The organism is Asaia sp. SF2.1 (assembly GCF_000505765.1).
Taxonomy (GTDB): Bacteria; Pseudomonadota; Alphaproteobacteria; order Acetobacterales; family Acetobacteraceae; genus Asaia; species Asaia bogorensis.
Genome location: NZ_AYXS01000001.1, coordinates 24,648 through 38,775 on the forward strand (window position 1 = coordinate 24,648; position 14,128 = coordinate 38,775).

Annotated in this window: 18 protein-coding genes and 1 pseudogene; 3 read left to right on the top strand and 16 right to left on the bottom strand. The window is 59.9% G+C overall.

Features of this window, described 5'->3' with window-relative positions; genetic code table 11:
• Window positions 1-450, top strand: a 450-nt coding sequence (locus P792_RS36335; protein ID WP_035439197.1) for an SDR family oxidoreductase, incomplete at its 5' end; no start/stop codon positions are given.
• A 55-nt stretch (window positions 451-505) separates the two neighbouring features.
• Here the strand turns inward: P792_RS36335 and P792_RS39560 are convergent.
• Both P792_RS39560 and P792_RS20730 read right to left on the bottom strand, forming a co-directional pair.
• On the bottom strand, window positions 506-646 hold the full coding sequence (locus tag P792_RS39560; RefSeq protein ID WP_200863446.1) for a 4Fe-4S binding protein: 141 nt from the start codon (window positions 644-646) through the stop codon (window positions 506-508).
• A gap of 501 nt (window positions 647-1,147) precedes the next feature.
• Window positions 1,148-1,556: pseudogene (locus P792_RS20730) on the bottom strand (MerR family transcriptional regulator).
• Between the two features lie 64 nt (window positions 1,557-1,620).
• On the opposite strand from P792_RS20730, the gene P792_RS20735 reads away from it, so the two are divergent.
• The gene (locus P792_RS20735) at window positions 1,621-2,373 is read left to right on the top strand and encodes a cation transporter (protein ID WP_023977141.1); all 753 of its coding nucleotides are present in this window, start codon (window positions 1,621-1,623) and stop codon (window positions 2,371-2,373) included.
• Between the two features lie 200 nt (window positions 2,374-2,573).
• On the opposite strand, the gene P792_RS20740 is transcribed toward P792_RS20735, so the two are convergent.
• Together P792_RS20740 and P792_RS20745 are read right to left on the bottom strand one after the other, a co-directional pair.
• On the bottom strand, window positions 2,574-3,119 hold the full coding sequence (locus tag P792_RS20740) for a DUF417 family protein (RefSeq protein ID WP_369794195.1): 546 nt from the start codon (window positions 3,117-3,119) through the stop codon (window positions 2,574-2,576).
• A 124-nt stretch (window positions 3,120-3,243) separates the two neighbouring features.
• Window positions 3,244-3,684 carry a MarR family winged helix-turn-helix transcriptional regulator gene (locus P792_RS20745; RefSeq protein ID WP_023977143.1) on the bottom strand — a complete coding sequence of 147 codons (441 nt, stop codon included), beginning with the start codon at window positions 3,682-3,684 and terminating at the stop codon, window positions 3,244-3,246.
• Window positions 3,685-3,747: 63 nt separating this feature from the next.
• Between P792_RS20745 and P792_RS20750 the strand changes: the two genes are divergently transcribed.
• Entirely contained in the window at window positions 3,748-4,851 is a 1,104-nt protein-coding gene (locus P792_RS20750; RefSeq protein ID WP_023977144.1) for an NAD(P)/FAD-dependent oxidoreductase, read from the top strand.
• A 286-nt stretch (window positions 4,852-5,137) separates the two neighbouring features.
• Here P792_RS20750 and P792_RS20755 read toward each other — a convergent pair whose 3' ends face one another.
• The 12 genes from P792_RS20755 to P792_RS20815 form a co-directional block, all read right to left on the bottom strand.
• Window positions 5,138-6,259 carry a site-specific integrase gene (locus P792_RS20755; RefSeq protein WP_023977145.1) on the bottom strand — a complete coding sequence of 374 codons (1,122 nt, stop codon included), beginning with the start codon at window positions 6,257-6,259 and terminating at the stop codon, window positions 5,138-5,140.
• 959 nt (window positions 6,260-7,218) lie between these two features.
• On the bottom strand, window positions 7,219-7,425 hold the full coding sequence (locus P792_RS20765) for a hypothetical protein (RefSeq protein ID WP_023977147.1): 207 nt from the start codon (window positions 7,423-7,425) through the stop codon (window positions 7,219-7,221).
• Window positions 7,422-7,655: a hypothetical protein gene (locus tag P792_RS20770; protein WP_023977148.1), complete on the bottom strand. Its 234-nt coding sequence runs from the start codon at window positions 7,653-7,655 to the stop codon at window positions 7,422-7,424. Before P792_RS20770 ends, P792_RS20765 begins: the two co-directional genes overlap by 4 nt.
• The gene (locus P792_RS20775) at window positions 7,652-7,870 is read right to left on the bottom strand and encodes a hypothetical protein (protein WP_023977149.1); all 219 of its coding nucleotides are present in this window, start codon (window positions 7,868-7,870) and stop codon (window positions 7,652-7,654) included. The genes P792_RS20770 and P792_RS20775 overlap by 4 nt, the downstream gene beginning before the upstream one ends.
• Window positions 7,871-7,927: 57 nt before the next feature.
• On the bottom strand, window positions 7,928-8,158 hold the full coding sequence (locus P792_RS20780) for a hypothetical protein (protein WP_023977150.1): 231 nt from the start codon (window positions 8,156-8,158) through the stop codon (window positions 7,928-7,930).
• Entirely contained in the window at window positions 8,155-8,646 is a 492-nt protein-coding gene (locus P792_RS20785; RefSeq protein WP_023977151.1) for a lysozyme, read from the bottom strand. The genes P792_RS20780 and P792_RS20785 overlap by 4 nt, the downstream gene beginning before the upstream one ends.
• Window positions 8,643-8,954 carry a hypothetical protein gene (locus P792_RS20790; protein WP_023977152.1) on the bottom strand — a complete coding sequence of 104 codons (312 nt, stop codon included), beginning with the start codon at window positions 8,952-8,954 and terminating at the stop codon, window positions 8,643-8,645. Before P792_RS20790 ends, P792_RS20785 begins: the two co-directional genes overlap by 4 nt.
• 64 nt (window positions 8,955-9,018) lie before the next feature.
• The gene (locus tag P792_RS20795) at window positions 9,019-10,656 is read right to left on the bottom strand and encodes a hypothetical protein (RefSeq protein ID WP_023977153.1); all 1,638 of its coding nucleotides are present in this window, start codon (window positions 10,654-10,656) and stop codon (window positions 9,019-9,021) included.
• Window positions 10,653-11,432, bottom strand: a complete 780-nt coding sequence (locus tag P792_RS20800) for a hypothetical protein (RefSeq protein ID WP_023977154.1) — start codon at window positions 11,430-11,432, stop codon at window positions 10,653-10,655. Before P792_RS20800 ends, P792_RS20795 begins: the two co-directional genes overlap by 4 nt.
• A gap of 6 nt (window positions 11,433-11,438) precedes the next feature.
• Window positions 11,439-11,663: a hypothetical protein gene (locus tag P792_RS20805; RefSeq protein WP_152530088.1), complete on the bottom strand. Its 225-nt coding sequence runs from the start codon at window positions 11,661-11,663 to the stop codon at window positions 11,439-11,441.
• A complete protein-coding gene (locus P792_RS20810; protein WP_023977156.1) occupies window positions 11,660-13,537 on the bottom strand; it encodes a hypothetical protein in 1,878 nt (625 codons plus the stop codon). The genes P792_RS20805 and P792_RS20810 overlap by 4 nt, the downstream gene beginning before the upstream one ends.
• A 24-nt stretch (window positions 13,538-13,561) precedes the next feature.
• Entirely contained in the window at window positions 13,562-14,128 is a 567-nt protein-coding gene (locus P792_RS20815) for a DUF2612 domain-containing protein (protein ID WP_023977157.1), read from the bottom strand.

Here is a 14,128-nt window from a genome sequence, read left to right on the forward strand (position 1 = left end):
GCGTTCGACCGTAAGATATTAGCGGCAGTTCGGTTGAAGCGCGCCATCCTCCCCAACCTGCGCAAGGGTGGCTGGGGGAGGATCGTCATTATCTCGAGCCTTGCCGGCATCATGCCTCCGGCTACAGGGCCAGACTACTCGGCGGCTAAGGCGGCGATCAACAATCTGACGCTTTCCCTGTCGAAATCGGTGGCGGGTGATGGGATTACGGTCAATAGCGTGTCGCCCGGCACGATCCGTTCCGAGAAACTGGAAGCGGCTTTCCGGCACATGGCGCAGGATCACGGCGTCACCAAAGACGCATCATGGGCTGCAGTCGAACGGGTCGTTATGAGCGCCGGGATTTTTGCCGTGCCTGTCCAGAAGGTCGGCCAGACCTACGACATCGCGAATGCGGTCGCCTTTCTATGCAGTCCGCTAACAGGCTACATCACCGGTATCGATCTGTAGGTAGATGGGGGCGCCATGCCGGCCCTTTGAATAGTGTCACCTGCGTGCGCTGACGTTATGAACACGGCGCGCTCGCCGTCGCCTTGACGAGGTTGATTGCCCGTCCCGGGCACGCTTTGAGGCACAAGCCGCAGGCATGGCATCGATCGGCATTGGGGGTGTAAGCAACCTTGCCGCGGTAACCTCGATTATTGATCTTCTGGACGTAAGGTCAGTTGTCTGAAATCATCTGGATCGATTTTGCGAATTTCGAAGACGTCATAGGGACAGACGACGACGCACGCGTCCTTCCCCTCGCAGCGGCCGAAATCGACGATCGGAACGACAAGACTGGCACCGTTTCCTCGCCATTTCCTGACTGTCTGCTATCTGTAAATCAAACCGCGATGTCGCACGTCCGGGATGAGGGCGAAAGCTGACCTCCCTCATTGAGCGCGACCGTATAAGCATGGAGGTGATCTGCGTCATAGCGAAACCCTGCCTCTGAGATGCGCTTTCCGGCCTATCCGCTGCCTTTTCCGCCCATCTCACCTACTTCCGATAATATAATCTATCCGAAGTAGATCACCGCATAAGGAGACATACCGGAACTCATCGTCCGGGACGGGGGGAAACCGGTCTTTCCGCTTCGAGCGAAAGACCTGTGGAAGCGGACATTCTGATCCGGTGTGACAGGGCTACTTTGTTCTGCCTTTCGCTAAACCCTGTCGTTCCCGTCGCCCAGCACTTCGATCACCCGGCATTCCTCGACTGTGCCGTGCGCACACCGATCTAGCGAGTGTTGCAGCTCGGCGCGCAGCGCCACCAGCTTACCAATCCGTCGGTCAATATTCTCGACGTGTCGGCGGGCGATGGCGTCCACCTCGCCGCAGGAACGCTCCCGCTGCTCGCTGAGCGTCAGCAACTCACGAACGTCGGCGACCTCGAAGCCAAGCTCGCGGGCATAGCGAATGAAATTAAGTCGGGCGACCTCGCCCACACCGAAGCGCCGTTGCCGCCCTTCTGTTCGTGCCGGTGTCGGAAGAAGCCCGACGCCTTCGTAGTAGCGGATCGTCGGCACCTTGACCCCAGTGCCGCCGCGCCAACTCGCCAATCGAGATGCTCATAGTGTTTTGCTCTTGAAGCTCTAGTGGCTAGAGATTGTAGGGTGATCCCGAGAAGGAGTCACCCATGTCCGAGAACTGCTGCAAGCCCGAGACCGCCTGTTGCGCTCCGCCACCTCTAGTCGTGCCTACGAAAACCATTACACCAACCGTCGAGGTGACGACATGCGGCACCGTCGAGGATAGCTGCTGCCCGAAGGGTGTCCCGGTCTTCGACGGTGTAGACCCGCGCTACAAGCGCGTCCTGTGGACGGTGATCGCGATCAATGGCGCAATGTTCGTGACCGAAATGTCGGCGGGACAGATCGCCGGCTCGCAGGCGCTCAAGGCCGACGCGCTCGACTTCCTGGCCGATACCGTCACCTACGGTCTGAGCCTGGCGGTGATCGGCGCGAGCCTGCGCACGCGAGCCACTGCGGCACTCGCCAAGGGCGTCTCGCTGTCGCTGATGGCGCTGTGGGTGTTCGGGTCCACCGTCTACCACACGCTGATCCTCGGCGTTCCGCAGGCCGAGATCATGGGTGCGATCGGCGTCCTGGCGCTGGCCGCGAACCTTGCCTCGGTGTTCCTACTCCTGCCCTACAAGGATGGCGACGCCAACGTGCGCTCGGTGTGGCTCTGCTCTCGCAACGATGCGATCGGCAACCTGATCGTCATGGCTGCGGCGCTCGGCGTCTGGAGCACCACCAGCGCTTGGCCCGACCTTGCGGTGGCCACGATTATGGCTGGCATCTTCCTGTCGTCGGCGGTGCAGATCCTGCGGCAGGCATGGGGAGAATATCGAAGCGAAGAGACTGGCACGAAGGTCGCCGCCGCATAGGGTAAGAATCCGCCCATGTCCGCTTCCCGGCAACGCAAAGCGGGCCAGCCACGTCGTGGAAGAAGGCGGAAGCGGCAGGGCAGCTTTGCGACCCGAGCCGGCTGTCTCGATCGGGGTAGAAGCGGTCGGTCGACTTCCGGGCGACAGTCATCGATTGCAGACAACTGCACAGTTCTCAGTGTGTGATCAGGAAAGCAGGATTAGGACACCTGGTCCGGCAGCGGCCTCTTTGGCAACGACGCCAGAAATAACGTGAAGCATATGCAGAACAGAGCGACGTCCTTGAACAGAAACTCGCCCATCAAATTCCATGCGATCGGATCGCTCGAGAAACTCCATCTCACCACGCCAGGAGTCGTGAAAAAGAACGACCACGTAATGGCGAAGGTGCCGGCTGCCATGAGGCTCCCGATCGCCGAGATAACCGGCACGAACGCGCCAAGCACTAGAAGGGTCGCTATGAAAAGCTCGACGCAGCCGAGAACATTCGCTTCGCCACGTATCCCGAATACCATGAGCCACGACACGAACGGACTATTGGCGATATAAATAGCGATGCCATGAGCGGATTGCGGCGTGAACTTCTGGATTCCAAAACATAAGAAGATCAACACCATGACCCATCTCAGGAGAGCAAGCGGTCTGTGGCTCCCGTCGCCGCGCTCGGCGACACGACACTCGCGGATCAGACGGGTCGGCCCACCGCCGGTTGCGGTGCGAGCGCAGGTCTGTGTCGCCATTATCATTTCTCCACAAGATGAAGTAACTTTTACCCATCCTTCTAATTCGGTCAAAACCAGCCGAGGTTACACGGGATCGAAAAATTCTTGTCCGCCGGTTTCCACTAAGAAAAATTGACGCGAGATCGGCTCAAAGGGCCTCGATATTGTCGAGCACGCGGCGGAGCAACCCGATCAGCGTCCCGACTTCCTGCGGCGTCAGGCCGCGCGTCATGTCGGCATTACCGTCGCGCAGCACTTCCCGTCCCATCGGCAGCCGTTCGAGAGCAATTGGGGTCAGGGAGACGAGGCTGCTGCGTCGGTCGTCGGGATCGGGCTCGCGGCGGATCAGGCCGTCGCGCTCCATGCGCGCCAGCAACTGCGCCATCGTCGGCTGCTCGACCTTCGCCAGCATCGCCAGTTCCTTCTGCGAGCGGCGCTCGCCGTGCTGGAGCATGGACAGCACCGGCAACTGCGCCGTGGCCAGCCCGAGCGGACGCAGCCGCGCATCGCCGATCCGCGTCAGGCCACGCCCGATGCGGCTAAGATAGTGGCCGGGATGAGCGAGGGGGTCCCAGGGCTCCTTTGGCATTGCATAGCGTCCTATGTTTCTTCTATATAGGCACCTATATAAATACAAAGGGAGGCAGGAGCAATGGATAGTCGTATCGGGATCGTCGGCGGCGGGCCGGGTGGGTTGCTGCTCGCGCGCCTGCTCGGGCAGCGCGGCATGAGCGTGACCGTTTTCGAGCGCGACGCCCATGCGGAGGAGCGTCCGCAGGGCGGATCGCTCGATTTGCACGAAGAGACGGGGCAGAAAGCCATGCGCACCGCCAGTCTGGAGGCCGCATTCATGGACGCCGCACGGCCCGAGGATCAGGGAGATCGTCTCTACGACGAGACCGGCCGCCTCTTGTTCGACCACGACGGCGCGGCTGCGAACCGCCCCGAGATCGACCGTGGAGATCTGCGACGCATCCTGCTCAATTCGCTTGAGCCGGGTGTTGTATGCTGGGGCCAGCGCGTCTCCGGGATCGCAATCGAGGGCGAGCGGGTAAGGCTCCTGCGAGACGGCGGGAGCGAGGTGTTCGACGTCGTGATCGGCGCGGACGGAGCGTGGTCGCGCGTGCGTCCCTTCCTGACCGAAATCCGGCCCGTCTATCAGGGCGTCGTGTTCCTCGAACTCGGCTTCGAGGAGGGGCGCGACACTCACGCCGCATCCCTGGTCGGGCGCGGCAAGATGTTCGCCGTGGGTGACAACCGCGCGCTGATCCTCCAGCGCAACGGGCATGGCCATATCCGCTTCTATGCCGGCGTCCGCATGGCTGAGGACGATGCCGCTGCCCTGTGCGACGCAGATCCCGCCGAGGCGCGGGCGCGCATGGCCGGGGCGTTCGCGACATGGGCGCCTGAGCTGAAGCGCCTCGTCGACGAGGGCGATTTCATCAGTGCCCGCCCGATGTATGCGATGCCGATCGGCGCGCGCTGGGTAACGCATCCCGCTGTCACGCTGCTGGGCGATGCCGCACATTTGATGTCCCCCTTCAGCGGCGAGGGGGTCAATCTGGCCTTGGCCGACGCCCTCGACCTTGCGGACGCCCTGGCGCGTGGGACCGGGATCGCAGCCTATGAGGCGACCATGGCGTCACGCGCGGAGATCGCTGCGGCTGGTGCCGCGGCGGGACTGGCTAGCGTGTTCTCGACAGACGGGCCGGCGCACGTACTTGCCCGCTACCGCCGGCGTATCACCGGGCGTTGAGCATTCCATAGCGCCAGACCGATGATAGTTGGGAGAACATCAAGCGAGCGAGATCACAAGTGCTTATACCCGAGTTTAGTTAGACTGTTCATGTCGGCTTTCGGGATAAAGTGTGATGCCGTCGTAAGTCCGCAAAGGGGGCGAAAGCTGCCGGCCGGCTTGGAGCACATTGGTAAGAGCGGAGAACCTCTGAGGCAGAATTTTTGGCTCAACCAGCGTCATTTTCGGTGCTTACGACCTACTTCCGATAATAATAATTATCGGAAGTAGGTGAGCGATCGAGCGTCTATTCTATAGCCGTCGGCTCATTCGCCTCAATCTTGTCCGCAAGTTCCTGCATGATGGGCTGGTAGTATCGATCGAGCGATTTCAGATCGCGATGTCCGGTGACACGCATCAAATCGAGCGGGTTCGCAAGATAGCGTGCGAGACGCGACGTCGCCTCATGGCGAAGATCGTGAAAGGTGAGGTTGGTCAGGCCTGCGCGCTTGGTCATCCGGCCAAAGCGGACAGAGAACGCCTTCTCATTGCCGATATTGAAGATTTTCTCGTGCGGCTCGGGCCTGTGCGGCATCTGCTCGAGTTTCTCGACGAGAAGGCGCCGTGCGCCGGGCGTTAGGGGGCGCTTCTCGGGGCCAAGTTCCTCCCGGTGTCGCTCGCTCTTCACTCTGGCAAGCGATAGCGTGCGACTACGGAAATCGATGTCTTTCCAGCAAAGAGAAACGGACTCCGATAAACGACAAGCTTGTTCGATCGACCATTTGACAAGCCATACATCGTCAGCATGCTCAGAGGCCGAAACAACATCTACCAGGCGGTCATATTCACTCCGAAGATTGTGCTCATTGTCTAGCATGGCCAATCGTCTATTACGCTTCCTATCAGCGCCTTGCGGCCGTTTCACAACTCTGCCGGAGGCATGATTGACCGTGTGGATATCCCACTCACTGATCGCATGCTGAATGATGCTTGCGAGGAGATTGAGCCGCTTGACCACGGTCGCTGGCGCATAACCATCGGACAGCATGCGATCGCGAAAGGCCCGAACGTCAGCGGGCTGCCATTTGTTCACCATGACATTGACGACAGGGTCATCAAGAAGGGCAGGGATGTGGCCAGTGCGGTCCGCCAGGCGATGGGCCATGCATTCGTCGCGATAGCGCTCCACCAGTCTTCTGAGAGGTGTCTTGTCGAGGGACGATGTGTCTTTGAACTGACATAGATCGACCTCGGCACGCTTTTCAGTGAGCCACCGACGAGCCAGGGCTGAGGATGCGAAAGTCTTTCTCAGGCGTTTACCGTCGACCATCTTGCGGGCCTGATACTGACCCGCGCCTCGGTACCATACGCCCTTGGGGAGTGGTTTACCTGTGGCCGGGTCGATGCCTGATCTTTCTGATTCGCTCATGCGAAGCCCCTGATACCAAAGAGCCATATCTTCCTGATTGGCTCAGGAATGGCTCAAAATCAACACTCTGGTAAATCGGGATTTTGCTCTTTACCCATTGGAACCCGCAGAAAACTGCGGAAAATCGAATAGCGTCCCATAGGGGATTCGAACCCCTGTTGCCGCCGTGAGAGGGCATCGCCAAATAGGCGATTTCAATGCACTAGCTGCAACTGTCCACAACTGCCAACACCTGCAAAAGCTATATCCTGCAATAGGCGACGACTCCTTTGTGGTCCACATGGACCTGTCGCTTTCCCCTTGTACCGACCCGCCAGATCGTGCGATTCTGCGAGGGCTGCGGCGGCGTGGATGGACACGCACTTGGTAGCGGGTCGAACCCGTGAACTTTCTCGGATGGGATGGTGAGGACGAGCGCCGTACTGCGGTTCAGGACACCTCGGCAAGTAGAGCTTGATCAGCACAAGCCGGTATCAAGCCCGGCACGCAGCACCGGCACCCTTGTTCGAGAGGGGTTACGCGTCGCGTCTCTTCAGTGACCGAACCGGGCGCTAAATCATTGTGGTGGTGATAGGCAGGGGCGGCTTTCGGGCCGCCCTTTGCTTGTGCAGACAGTTTTAATTGACTTGTGAGCGCGTTCGCGTTCTGTTCTAACGCATGACAGACCTGACCCCAGCCTCCGAAGAAGACGTGACATTCGCCATCCGTATGTCGATCTCGCTCGACTATCGGGGCAAACCGAGGCGCGTGAACGCCAAGATGACCGGGGCTGAGATGGACGCGCTGGCCCAGAAGATTACCGAGCAGTTGAAGCGCTCAAACATGTGGCCACATCGAGGGCCAGGAGCGCCCGCGCATCAGGCGCCGGATTACTCGGTGGCATGGCGGGAGAGGGATTCAGTCCCGCATCACGAACCAGACGGCGAAGGATAGGGGCAGTGCGATCACGCTGATGCCAATCACTTCTGACACGCCCGCACCTGGTCCCGCAGCCCGATATAGTCGCCAATCCAGCGTACCGTTTCCGGCTTGGGACTGGCTTTGATCTCTGCAGCAAGCGCCACCTGATCGGCCTTGCTGTAAGTCACAAGGGTAGGGCAGGGCACATACTGCACTGACGAACAGGCGGAGAGCGCGAGCAGCGCCCCGAGAGCGAACCACCTCACGCCGTGCCATCCTCAAGCCGCTGCAATACGGCATCTTCCGTTGCTGGCTTGTCTGCCTGAGCCTGTGCCATTGATTGCGCCTTGAGCGTCGTCGCATCGGCAGAGGTCTTTGCTGCCTCAGACGTGCTGACAGACGCTGCGTTCTTCCCCGCCCGGTTGGCGTACCAGATCAGGGCACCGAGAGCCGCGACGATGAACGCCACGGCCCCGGCAATGAGGTCAGCCGTCACGCGGCCTGAGTGGTCTTGGTCTCAAGAGCCGTTTCAAGCGCCTTGAGATTGGTGGCAATGCCGGTTGCCGCTGCGACTGCGCCATTCACGTCACAATCCGGGGCCAGCTTCTTGATGATGATGGCAGCCACGGTCGGCAGCATGCTGATGCCCAGCGTCTCGATCTCAGGGAGGATCGAGGCGGTTTCTGTGGCGGCGGTGGTTGATTCACTCATGGTCTTTTCCTTCTGGATGGTGATGACTGATCCCGGCCCGATTGCCGGTGTCGTCAGTCAGGGCTTGGCGTCGTCCGCGTTGGTGGCGTGCTTGCCGTTCATGCCGACGCTGTTGACGAGCAGGTAAAGTGGGAGCCACTTCGACCCGTCAGCCGGGCGCGGCCAGAAGCGGGCGATGACGGCGGCCAGGGCCACGATGAAGGTGAGGATCGTCGTCGCGTCGCCGGCAAGAGAGGCGGGCAGAAAGGGAAGGACGGTCTGAAAGATCGTCTGCCAGTCGAAGTTCATGCGGATGCTCCGGTTGTGGGAATACCGCGCCCAAGGAACACGCCGCTTTCGATCTTGCGGCGGCGCTGAAGCCCCGGCAGGACGACAAGCTGTCCGTTCACCGTGGCCTTGTCCCAGACGAGGAATTGCTGTGCGGCCGAGTTGTAGAGGCGCTGATTCAGGCGGCGGACCAGGGTCGAGCCCTTGGCTGCGTTCGTGCCGACATTGAACTGCCATGAAAGCAAGGCGCCCTCCTGGTAATCCGTCAGTGGAACGGTCACGAACGAGCGGAGCTTCTCCTGCAGGGTCATGACCGTATTCCGCAGCAGGTCGAGGGCCTGCGCTTGGGTGATCGGCTTTGTCGTCGCCGTGACAGGCGTGCCGTCAGCAAGGAAGCGATTGCCGTAACCGATGGTCCAGTAATTGGCCGGGCAGAGATAAGGCTTGAGACTCAGCCCCTCGAAGTCGTCACGCGAGATCAGCGCAAGGGCGATGTCGATGCCGGTCATTGCACCCACCCCGCCAGATGCGTGGTGACATAGCCGAAAGCAGCGCCGGTCACGATCAGCGCCCAGCTCGCCCAGCCGCGAAGGCTGCCGATCTTCTGCAGGTCGGTACGAACCGCGCCGATTGCCTGTAGCGTTGCTTTCTCACGAGCCTCAGCACTGGCCTTGTTCTCGCCGTGCATCTGCATCAGCTTGTCAGAGAGCGAGCGATGTTCGAGACGGATCTCGACAATGGCTCCCTCGACCGCGCTTAGGCGGCGCCCGTGATCGGCCAGGGTATCGATAGGAACGACATCAGATACGGCGCTCATGTCGCCTCCAATAAAAAAGCCGCCCGGTGAGGGGCGGCTTGAGAAGATGGAATAGGCCGGGCACTCATTGGCCCCGCTCGACTGTCGCGAGGGTGGGCGCTTTCGCTTCAATGACTGCCGAAGCATATTGGCCGGGCAGGGTGTAAGGCCCTGTCTGAGCCTGCGTGCCGTAACTGCCCAGCGTCAGGCCCGATGCAGGTGCGATGATAACGGCCCCGGTGCCGAGTTGAGTCACTGTGATACGACATCCAACGAGTGTGTAATTTGCCACCGTGACCGTGACTGCCGAGCTTGAGTTTACAGCGACGGTCTGGCCGCACTGCGCCGTGTTGCTCAGGGTTGTGTTTGCAGTGACCGTAGTGACAGGGTGGGCGTATTGCTGGCTCTGCCAGCTACCATCCATGCGAAACTCGAAAATATTGGCACCGGCGTTTACATCCTGCATGGCGATGCGCTGCGGGCTGGCTTCCCAGTTCAGGTTGAACTGGTTCGTTCCAACTGCATAAGCGTGCAGGATATTCTTCTGCCCTGCCACGCCGGGCGAGATCTGGGCATTAAGTGCCCCGGTGCCGGAGTAGGCATTGAGGCTGGTCACGCCCGAAACGTTAGACAGGATCGCGCCGGACACATCGAGCGGAGCGCCTGGCAGCGGGTTAAGCACGCCGAGGCGGCCATTCACCCGGTCTATGGAAAAGAACGGGGCGTTTGTGAAATTGCCCCATTTGGCATCACCAAAACGGTAATAGTCAGCGTTCCCCATCGGCGTATAAACGAGGAAGTCGTGCTGAGACCCTTCAGCATTACCAAACCGGAAGTATGTGCCCGTTGACGTACTAGCAGACGACGCGAGCGCTGCGTTGCTCAGCGTCATCGTCTGTGTGCCCGCGCCGGAAACGATGGTCGTGCCAGCTGGGAACAGGCCATATTCCGCAGGGGTATCAAGGATCTGTCCGGCTGCCCCAGGGAAGTTGCAGCCGCCCATGCAGGTGATGGACGTACTACCTTTCGTCACGAGACCGTAGGCAGTGTTCAGTCCATACGGTACGAGTTCTGTGCCCGTTGTCTGCCACATGAACGGCACCGGCTGGCGGTTGAACATGCCGTCATAGGTAAACCGGCTGATCTCGAAATAATCATATCCGACATCGGGGCCATATTTCAGCTTAGGACCCCAGCCCACCGCTCCATGCTCGAAATTGCCGCCATAGGCCATATCCGGCCCATCGAAAGCCAACGCAGCAAAGCCGTTCGCATTCGTCGTCTTGAGGGCGAGCGCGTTATTCAGCCCTGTGCTGTTCTCGATCGTGAATTCGCCCTTGTTGGCATCATACCAGAGGCTTGTGGCCATGCCCGTTTGCTGCGGATCGGTGACGATAAAGCCGCCTTTCGTTGGATCTCCCGACGCGGTGAGGCTGCCAGCAAGCGACCCGCCGGCGAAAGGCAAATAGATCGAGGCAGCGCTTGCGATCGGCAGGTAGTCCGCCAGCGCGTTCTGCATCTGGGCGGGAGTGACTGCCGACGAAATGCCGGCCTGCAGGGTCGCGAAGGTAACGACGCCCGACCCGTCGGCATTGCGCGCCGTGCCAAGTGGGGTATCCATCGGCAGGCCGTTTGGCGGCACGAATTGCGGCGCCGAAGACTGCGCAAAAGCAGCAACAGGCAATGCCCCCAGCACAAGCAGAAGGGAGAGAAAGCGCGTCATTGAATGACCCCGGTTAAGGTTGGAATATTGGCGTTGCTCCACCAGCCTCCGGCGCTTGGCGGGGAGAATGGCATTGAGGCCATCCATGCGGCCATCTGGGCGCTGTTGATCTGCGTGGACCTGCGGCGAGGTGCGCCGACAAAGGTCATGACACCGGAGTTGCACCACCAGCCAGCGGTCGGCGGCGTGACCGGTAGGGATGAGAGCCAATCGCTCATGGCCCCGTCTGTTATCGTGAGGCCGGGGATCGACGGATCTCCGGAATCAGGGCGTCCGGCAAAGGTCGGAATACCCGCATTGAGCCACCACCCATCGCCAGAGGGCGAGCCTACGGGCAAGCAGGCAATCCATCCTTCCATGCCACCACTATCCACGAGTGGCAGCACGGGGCCGGGGCTGGGTTGCGGGGCTGACGGGATCAATGCCGGAACGGCGCTGACCGAAATGGACACCGTGACCTGATAGGTGTTGCCCAACGTCGAGAGAACGGCGACATCGACTGACAGAGCTCCACCAGCGAGCCATGTGATGTACGCCGTGACACACGAGCCGTATGACGAAAGCCATGCGACCGAGCCAGCAGCGCCGGGGTCGAAATCGTAGGAAAGTACGGCCTCACCGCATCCGAGAACCCCCGAGAAATCGACGCTGTAATCAGCGCCGCCGTTGATGTTGCTGTCAGGCCATGCAAGCAGAGGTTGCAGGGCCATGCCACGCAGGTTCGCAGTCGCGCACCCGCCAGGGCGCACGATCCGCGCTGATGGGCGCCAGGTCATGGGTGGTTATCCTGCTGTGCCGGATGTGGGCGTGGGTGCTTTATAGGTGCTTCCAATAGGGTAGGCCGACGCGTCATCCTCTACCCAATACTGGCCGGTCGGCAGTATCAGGTTGCCCCGGCCATCCCAGACGATGCGATTTACGACCTCGCCGGAGGCGTCGATAATCGCGTAGGCGTGGGCCGCGGGGTCCGTCGCGATCTGGACGCTGTTCATTGACGTATCGTTCATGTGATGCCCTCATAGCATTCTATAAATGCGGCCCCATTGCCGCCGGATCCGCCCTCTTGTTGACCGGAGCCTCCACTGCTCGACCATCCCCCGCAGGCACCGCCGCCGCCGCCGCCTCTCCCCCCTCCTGCACCAGGCGTACCGTTACCAACCCCAAAGCCACCTGCGCCCATCGGAGAAGAGCCGCCCTTGCCTGAGTAGGCATAGAATTGTCCGCCATTTTGCGGGTTCAGAACCAGTCCCACCGCGCCGCTTTCGCCTGACATGGCTGTGACAAGTTGCAAAGCCCCGTTGGGAAACGCAGGGTTCGCGCTGTACGCCCCTGCTGGGCTGATGGTTGAGAATCCCCCCGCATTAGTGGAGGGTGCACCGTATCCGCCGAAACAGAACACTGCGTTCCCAATGGAGCTTGTGCCACCGTTGCTATTGGCGGAGCCGCCGTTGCCTATGATGATCTGAACTGACGAATTGCTGGCACCTGAGAAAAGCTGCTCGTAGGTAAACCAAGCCTCTACATAAGATCCTGCAGTACCGCCCGCACCAGCATTGCAAGCATATGCGTCCTGCGGCACGGCAGTAGCACCGCCTCCACCCGCGCCAACCAAACGAACGCGGAATATGAGCGAGGGGTCTACTCGCGGGGGATAATAAACACCGGAAGAACCAAACCAAGCCACACCGCGTAAGCGCCCGGAATTCAGCCGGGTGGCAAATTCAGTCGTAGCGAAAGACTTGTCGCTCGCTCCGAAAGCCGCAGTCGTCCCGGTCGGGTTCTGCGCAAAGTAGACCGGCCCTACTACGCCCTGCTGGTTCGCCTCGTCAGTTTCCAGATAGTTCCCCGCTGGCTGCACTACGTGCCAGTTGTCATTCCCGTCCTGGAATGACGGAGATCCAGTTGCTTCGGCTATTGTGGCAGCTTTGATACCGCCGTTAGTGCCACCAGCGTTGGCTACATAGTCCCCCGCTGGCTGGTAGTTACCGGCGGGCTGCATAAATAGATACTGGGTATTGCCATCACCATCCACATACGAGACCCAGGGAATCGATGTCTTTTTGGTGACACCTGCTGTCTGGACGGAGAAATCGCTGTTGCCGCCGCCTTGCCCGACATAGGTGTCGGCCGCTTCCGGCTTGCTCAGGAACGGCCTTCCCTGGCTATCCGTCACATTGCCAACATTATCGATCTGGATACCGATGTGATAGTTCCCCGCACCGTCACGAAGAACCAGACGCCCATAGGTGGTATTTGCTGCGCCATCGTTGGTGAGTTGCAAATAGAATTGCAGGCCACCTAAAGCAGCCCCAATTGGCTGGGTCGTAGTTTCATCGCCCTGACTGAACGAAGCTGTAACGAATGCTTGGCCTAGTATATTTCCGCCTGTCAGGGGGAAGTAGGTAGCCTCCGCCTCTTTCTCGCTAATAAGCCCCGCGAACAGATTGACCCAGGAAGCGCTATCAGCGCCCGGTGTGGTCAGGTTGTTGTCGGCGGTGGAGACCCAGAAGAGGCCGGTGGTGGTGGGGTCGGCGACGATCGTTTTTGAAGGATAGCCGCCAACTTTGTTCGCGAAAGAACTGTCGTATGGTAGCACGAGGCTTGAACGTCTAAGAGCTGCGATCAGGTTCTGCTCGAGGGTTGCAATGCTCTGACTATCGCTCGCATTCTGCCCCATATCAGCAATGATCTGGCCGAGCACTGCTGCCATCAATGTGCCCTGCAGCCATGTCTTGTTAGCCTGTTGGCTAGATGCCTGCCCTTGGACTACGCCGTTGGCGTATTGGCCATTGGCAGCGAGCGCAGATTGGTATGCCTCGTCTGAAAGGACATTGGCGCTCGTGCCATAGGCGAACGGCAAGAATCCATTTGTACCAGCCATGGGCCCTCTCTAGTAAGTTGTTTGTCAGTTGAATGTGAAGGAGACGTTCACCCCCATCGGCCTGATGGGCAGGTAGCCGCCTTCAAGTATGGCCTGCAGCACGCGAGAGATCGTCGCCTCAACGGCGAAATTGACGGCCATAGAGTGCTCGGTTACGGAAATGGGTATCGCGTTGTTGCCTATCGCCGTTTGGACGATTGTTAAGGCGGACGGCAGAGAACCATCCCATTGATTGCAGAGTATCTTGGCGCGGATTACTTGCCGATAATCGGCATCTACCAACGTCGTGACCTCCGTTTCAGGGTCGCCGATCTGGTACCAAACCCCCTGATCCCATCCGAGGCCATTCGTATCCCAAGAGAAATACTGCTCTATCGGAAGGGCAGCATAGCGCGAGATTCCGACCCACAGGCCAACTGCATCGAGCTGAGCGCCCACGGCATTATCAAGATCGTAAAACTCGCTTGCTGATGAGGCCACATTGATTTGATCAACAAAGCCCTCCACGCTCGCCGCGATGGTCGCGACAAACTTCGGGCTGCTCTGATGTTCAGAAGTGATTAGCGCAGTGAAGTCGCTGACGCTGGACAT